This is a genomic window from Promineifilum sp. (SeqCode), from assembly GCF_041918635.1.
Taxonomy (GTDB): Bacteria; Chloroflexota; Anaerolineae; order Promineifilales; family Promineifilaceae; genus Promineifilum.
Window position 1 is genome coordinate 1 of the sequence record NZ_JAYRVJ010000222.1, and the last position, 5981, is coordinate 5981.

The 5981-nt window shown below is 67.2% G+C and carries 6 protein-coding genes; all 6 read right to left on the minus strand.

From position 1 onward, the window contains the following. Window positions 1-632, minus strand: a 632-nt coding sequence (locus ACE3UY_RS07645) for an alpha/beta fold hydrolase (protein WP_374686949.1), incomplete at its 3' end; no start/stop codon positions are given. Between the two features lie 8 nt (window positions 633-640). Beyond that, window positions 641-1540, minus strand: coding sequence for a MaoC/PaaZ C-terminal domain-containing protein (locus ACE3UY_RS07650; RefSeq protein ID WP_374686950.1), 900 nt, complete (start codon window positions 1538-1540; stop codon window positions 641-643). Window positions 1541-1594: 54 nt separating this feature from the next. Continuing rightward, window positions 1595-3118, minus strand: coding sequence for a long-chain fatty acid--CoA ligase (locus ACE3UY_RS07655; RefSeq protein ID WP_374686951.1), 1524 nt, complete (start codon window positions 3116-3118; stop codon window positions 1595-1597). Continuing rightward, window positions 3105-3818, minus strand: coding sequence for a nitroreductase family protein (locus tag ACE3UY_RS07660; protein WP_374686952.1), 714 nt, complete (start codon window positions 3816-3818; stop codon window positions 3105-3107). The genes ACE3UY_RS07655 and ACE3UY_RS07660 overlap by 14 nt, the downstream gene beginning before the upstream one ends. A 135-nt stretch (window positions 3819-3953) precedes the next feature. Continuing rightward, window positions 3954-5015, minus strand: coding sequence for an alpha/beta fold hydrolase (locus tag ACE3UY_RS07665; protein ID WP_374686953.1), 1062 nt, complete (start codon window positions 5013-5015; stop codon window positions 3954-3956). Window positions 5016-5128: 113 nt separating this feature from the next. Continuing rightward, window positions 5129-5981 (minus strand): AMP-binding protein (locus ACE3UY_RS07670; RefSeq protein ID WP_374686954.1); only part of this gene is annotated, 853 nt, incomplete at its 5' end.

A 5981-nucleotide genomic window follows, 5' to 3' on the forward strand; every position in this document is an offset into this window, starting at 1 on the left:
ATGCAGGCCGGCGCGGCGATCTCGCCCAGCCGGGCGGTGAAATCCACTTCGAGGAAGCATTCGCACAGCCGGGCCACGGCCGGGAAGTCGAGCAGTTCGTAGCGCCGGCGCGCGTCGGCCAGCAGCGCCGGGTGATCGCGAATGAAGGCGGGCGAGAAGTTCCACGGCACGGTGGCGTTGAAGAAGCTCTCGGCGTCGGCGCGCCGCGCCGCGTCCAGCCAGGCCAGGGCCGTCGCCCGCAGTTCCGGGCCGACCTCGCTGACGGTGTCGCACAGGATCAGGCTGCGCGTCCGCTCCGGGTAAGCCAGCGCGAACGCCTGGGCCACCTCGCCGCCGTAGGAGATGCCGGCGATGTGGACGGGGGCGCGCTCCACACCCAGGGCGTCCAGCAGCGCGGCCAGGTCGGCGGCGTGCAGTTCCATCGTGTACGGGCCGTCGGGGTGCTCCGACTGCCCCTGGCCGCGACAGTCGTATTGCAGCAGCCGGTAATGGCGGCTCAGCGCCGGGGTCTGGAAGGCCCAGGAGGCCGCGGCGTTCATGAGGATGCCGTTGTTGAGCACCAGCAGCGGCGCGCCGGCTGGGCCGTGGAGTTCGTAGTAAAGCGTCGTGCCGTTGGCTTGAATGGTTGGCATGGCTCCTCCTATTGGCTGGCGGCGAGATCGCTGATCCACACCAGCGCCTCGCCGTCGCAGATGGAACGGCGATCAATCGCCTGACTACCAGCGGTGATCCAGGTGCGCAGGTTCACCAACTCTTTCTCCGGCCGGATGCGAACGATTTGCACGCGGGCCTCCAGCGTCTCGCCGGGATGGGCCGCTGCCATGAAGGCGAAGCGCTGCTTCAGCCAGTTCGTGCCCGGCCCCGGCAGTTGCGTGCCCAGCAGGCAGGAGAACAGCGCGCCCAGCAGCGGCCCCGGCAGGGGAACGCCCGGCAGCCCCCACGCGGCGGCGACGGCCGGGTCGGTGTAGAGAGGGTTGGCGTCGCCGAGCAGGTCGAGGTAGTCGCGCAGGTCGGAGTCGGTGAAGGCGCGGATGAGGGTGGCCGATTGGCCGGTGGATAGGCCCTTCCAGGTTGTGACAGAGGGGGGCGGCGGCGGGGTAGCGTCGCAGGATAAGAATCCCGCGCTACGGTCGAGTTGCAGGAGGGCGTGACCCTGGCAGGTGAATGCGCCGCCGGCTTTCATTACGTCGGTTTTGAGGCTGAGTAGAGCCGCGGAACGGCGATGAATCGCCTGACTACGAGCGTCGGGGGCGGGTTGCTCGGCGGCGACCTGGAGTTCGACCGGTTCGCCGGCGAAGGTGGGCGCGGGGAACAGGAGTTCCTGCGCCAGCGGCAAGGCCCCCGGCGCGACCTCACCCATGACCTGGCAGAGGTTGGCGTAGAGGAACATGCCGTGGGCCACCGTCCGGCCGAACTTCGTGCGCGCGGAGAAGACCGGGTCCACGTGAATGGGGTTGTCGTCGCCGCTCAGCGCGGCGAAGCGGTTGAATTGTTCCTGCGTGAAAATGCGGGAACGACGGGTGGGCAGCTCGCTATTCATAGGTCTGAAGAGTGGTCAGTGGTCAGTGATCGGCCACTGACCACTTCTTACTGCTCACTTCTTACTACTCACCAGCGCCCGCAATTCTCCTTTCACCACCTTCCCCGCCGGGTTGCGCGGCAGTTGCGCGATGAAGGCCACCGAGCGGGGTACTTTATAGCGGGCGATGTTCTGGCGGCAGTGTTCGATAATCTCGGCCTCATCGAGCGTCTGCCCGGGCTTGACGACGACGAAGGCCCGGCCGACCTCGCCCCACTTCTCATCCGGCACGCCGATGACCGCCGCCTCAGCCACCTGGGGCAGCTGGTAGATGACGTTCTCCACCTCGGCCGGGTAGACGTTCTCGCCGCCGGAGATGAACATGTCCTTCCAGCGATCCACGATGTAGTAGTAGCCGTCCCCGTCGCACATCGCCACGTCGCCGGAGTGCAACCAGCCGTCCACGATGGACTCGGCCGTCACCTCCGGCAGTTGCCAGTAGCCGGGCGTGACGCCCGGCCCCTTGATCAGCAGTTCGCCGCGCTCGCCGGCCGGCACGTCTTGCCCCTGCCGATCGACGATGCGCACGTCCACGTGCAGTTGCGGCTTGCCGACCGAGCCTAACTTCGACCGGGGGTAGTCCTTCTCGATCAGGAAAACGGTCGGCCCCGTCTCGGTCATGCCAAAGCCGAAGCGGATCTCGATGCCGCGATCCAGGTAGCGCTGGAGCAGGCTGGTGGGGATGGGCGCGCCGCCGGCCGACCAGCAGCGCATCCGCTTGAACTCTGTCCGCTCGAAGTCGGGGTGCTGGCTCAGGAACAGGTAGACGGCCGAGACGCCGAAGAAGGCCGTCGCCTCCTCGGCCAGAAGGCGCAACGTCTCGGCCGGCTCGAACGACTTCTGGACGATGGCCGTGCCGCCCACGTGGAAGGTCGGGTTGGTATAGAGGTTCAGCCCGCCGGTGTGGAAGCAGGGCAGCAGGTTGAGCGTCACGTCCTCGGAGGTCAGGTCGCTGGGCAAGCCAATATTGAGCGCGTTGTAGAGCACCATGCCGAAGGTCTGGAGCACGCCCTTGGGCTTGCCCGTCGTGCCGGCGGTGTAGAGCAGGTGCCAGTTCTCGTCCAGGCCGCGCGGGCGCATGACAACCGGCCGGCCCGACGCCCCGGCCAGGGCGCTCTCGTAGGCGATCTCGCCGGGCTGCGGCTCGCCCAGCGCCGCGACGCGCGACAGGCCGAAGCGCGCCTTCAACGCCTGGGCGGCATCCTTGAAGGCCGGGTCGTAGATGAGCGCCGTGGGCGTGGCGTCGCGCATGATGAACTCCAGTTCCGGCACGGCCAGCCGCCAGTTGAGGCAGACCAGGATGACCTCGGCCTTGGCGCAGCCCCACAGAATCTCGAAGTAGTCGGACGAGTTGGGGGCCAGCAAGGCCACCCGCTCGCCGGGAGCCAGCCGCCACTCACGCTGCACGAACTCGGCGAAGCGGCTAGCGCGCAGGTGGAATTCCGGGTAGGTGAACCGCCGGCCCGTGGCCGCGTCAACCAACGCGGTTTGGTGCGGGCGGAGGTCGGCTTGCTTGGCTAACCAGTCAAAGGTGTACATGGAGGCTCCCTCCGTTCCAACGCTCAAAGTGAACGACCTCTTCCACCGGCAACTTCCCCTTGAGCAGCCGGGCCAGCGCCGGCTGATCGCTCCGGCGGAAGGCGGCCAGCTCTTCGCGGGTCTGCGGAACGCGCGGCCGGATGGGCGTCGCGTCGGCCGGGTAGCCCAGCGGCGTCACAGCGGCGATCTCCACCTCGACCGGGATGCCCAGCCACTCCTTGAGCATCCGCCCGCCGTCATCCAGGACAAAGCCGCCAAACCAGCGCGTACCCAGGCCGCGGGCGTGGGCGGCGGCCATCAGGTTGCCCGTCGCCGCGCCCAGGCACATCAGCGACCAGTCGCGCAGGACGGCCTCATGCTCAACCAGGGCGAACTGGGCCTTCGGTTCCAGGCAGACGACGATGAAGCAGGGCGCGGCCTCGAACTGCTCGTAGAGGCCCAGGTAACGCTCTGTCTCCTCCGGCCGCAGGCCGAGGAACGCCTGAAAGACCTTCTCGTCCTGTACGTCCAGCAGGTAGCGCGCCAGCGGGCGGGTCAACTCCGGTTGGGTGACGACGACGAAGGCCCAGGGCTGGAGGTTGGCCGGGCTGGGCGCGGCGATGGCCGCGGCCAGGACGGCCTCGATCTCCGCCCGCGCCACCGGGCGCGGATCGTAGCGCAGGACACCCCTGCGGCCCGTCAGCGCTTCCAGACAGTCCATGTGTGGGGGAAGAGCTCACGCAAAGAACGCAAAGGGAAACCCAAGAACGCTAAACAGAAACCTTTGCGCGCTTTGCGTCCTTAGCGCTCTTCGCGTGAGCCTCTTTAAATCTGCTTAATCTACGCAATCTGCGGATTACTTCTTCTCCTGCAGAAACTCGATCAGCGCCTGCCGGAACGCCTCCGGCTGCTCGATGTGCGGGCTATGGCCGGCGTCGGCGATGACGACCTCGCGGTACGCGCCGCCATTGGCCGCGTACCGGTCGAGGACGGCCCGCGTCTGCGACACCATTGGCTGCGGCGGGAACACGTCCGCGCCCGGCCAGCCGGGAACCGCGCCCAACTGGCCCAACGTGCCGAAGTCGAACAGCGACATGTCGGACACGATCTGGTCGCTGTCGCCGCGAAGCCACAGGATGGGCGGCTTGTGGGGCATGTCGGCGATGCCGCTCAGGTTCAGATACTTGGGGCAGCCGGCGTTGATCGGCCCCAGGACGCCCGGCGCGACGTTAGGCCAGTTGGCGGAGGGGGTCAGGTCGCCGGGATAGCGGTCGGAGCCGGTCTTTTCCAGCAGCAGCGAAGTGAGGAACTCCTCCTCGCGGGCGGCGCGGAAGGGCGGCTTGTAGTAGAAGCTGTTGATGACGTTGCGCGGGCTGTTGGCGTCGTCGGCGCTGCGGTCGCCGATCTGCATGCGGCGCACGAATTCCGGGTTGACGCTGCCGCCGCCCGAGCCGGCGAAGTCGTCGTAGCAGGGCTGGCCGTCCGCGCCCTTCGTCCCGCCGAAGCCGTAGGGGCTGATCGGGTTGACCAGGATGAGGGAACGCACCAACTGCGGGTGATCCAGCGCGAACTGGAGAATGGGCGCGGCCCCCAGCGACCAGCCGATCAGATGCGCCGGCCGGTCGCCCAACTCATCCGACAGCGCCTTCAAGTCGTCGCTCCAATCGCGCGCGCCGCGCGTGGCGTCGACGAGCAAGTCCTCCGTGTCGCCGTAGCCGCGCAGGTCGGGGGCGATGGCGCGGAAGCGGGGCGGCAGGGCCAGCATCGTTTCTTCCCAGAAAGTCGAAGAAGAGGCGTTGCCGTGGACGAAGACCACCGGCTCGCCGTCGTCAGGCCCGCTGAAGAGGACGTGGCTGCGGATGCGGGCGGTCGGGATGAGTTTGGACGTGATTCCGGGCAGGGTTGGAATAGTGGACATTCGTTTCTCCTTAAGAGCAAGAGCTCACGCAAAGCGCGCTAAGAACGCAAAGGCCGCTAAAATTATCTTTTGGCGTTCTTTGCGAACTTCGCGCGCTTTGCGTGAGCATTTCTTCAATCACCTTTACTCTCAATTGCCTCTTCTCGCAGTTCTCGTTTGAGTATCTTCCCGGCGGCCGAGATGGGCAGGGCGTTGCGGATGTCAACGCTCCTGGGCACTTTGAACTTTGCCAGCCGGGCAGCCATGAAAGCCAGCAACTCCGCCTCGCCGGCTGTCGCACCGGGCTTCAGCACCACGCACGCCCGGCCGACCTCGCCCCACTTGGGGTCGGGCAGGCCGATGACCGCGCACATCAGCACCGCCGGATGCTCGTAGAGCGCCCGCTCGATCTCGGCCGGGTAGACGTTCTCGCCGCCGCTGATGTACATGTCCTTCTTGCGGTCAACGATGTAGAAGTAGCCTTCGGCGTCGTAGCGGGCGATGTCGCCGGTGTGGAAGTAGCCGCGCTCGTCCACGGCCGCGGCGCTGGCTTCGGGGTCGCCGAAGTAGCCGGAGCAGTAGGACGGCCCCTTCAGCACCAGCTCCCCTTCCTCGTCCGCGCCCAGGAAGCGGTTGTGGTCGTCCACGATCCGCGCCTCGACGTAGAAGTTTGGCCGGCCGATGCTGCCGGCCTTGCGGATGGCGTCCTCAGGGGCCAAAGCGAAGATGCCCGGCCCGAACTCGGTCATGCCAAAGCCCTGCTTGAAGCGGATGCCCTTCTCGCGGGTGTACTGTTCCACCAGCGGCACGGGCAGCGGCGCGCCGCCGGACGTGCAGAAGCGCAGCGAGGAGAGATCAGCCGCGGGCCAGTTGGGGGCCTGGGCGATGAGCTGGTACATCGTCGGAACCGCGCCGAAAATGGTCACCCGCTCCCGCTCAATCAGCTCCAGCACGCGCGGCGGGTCGAACGGGCGCATCAGGATGGTC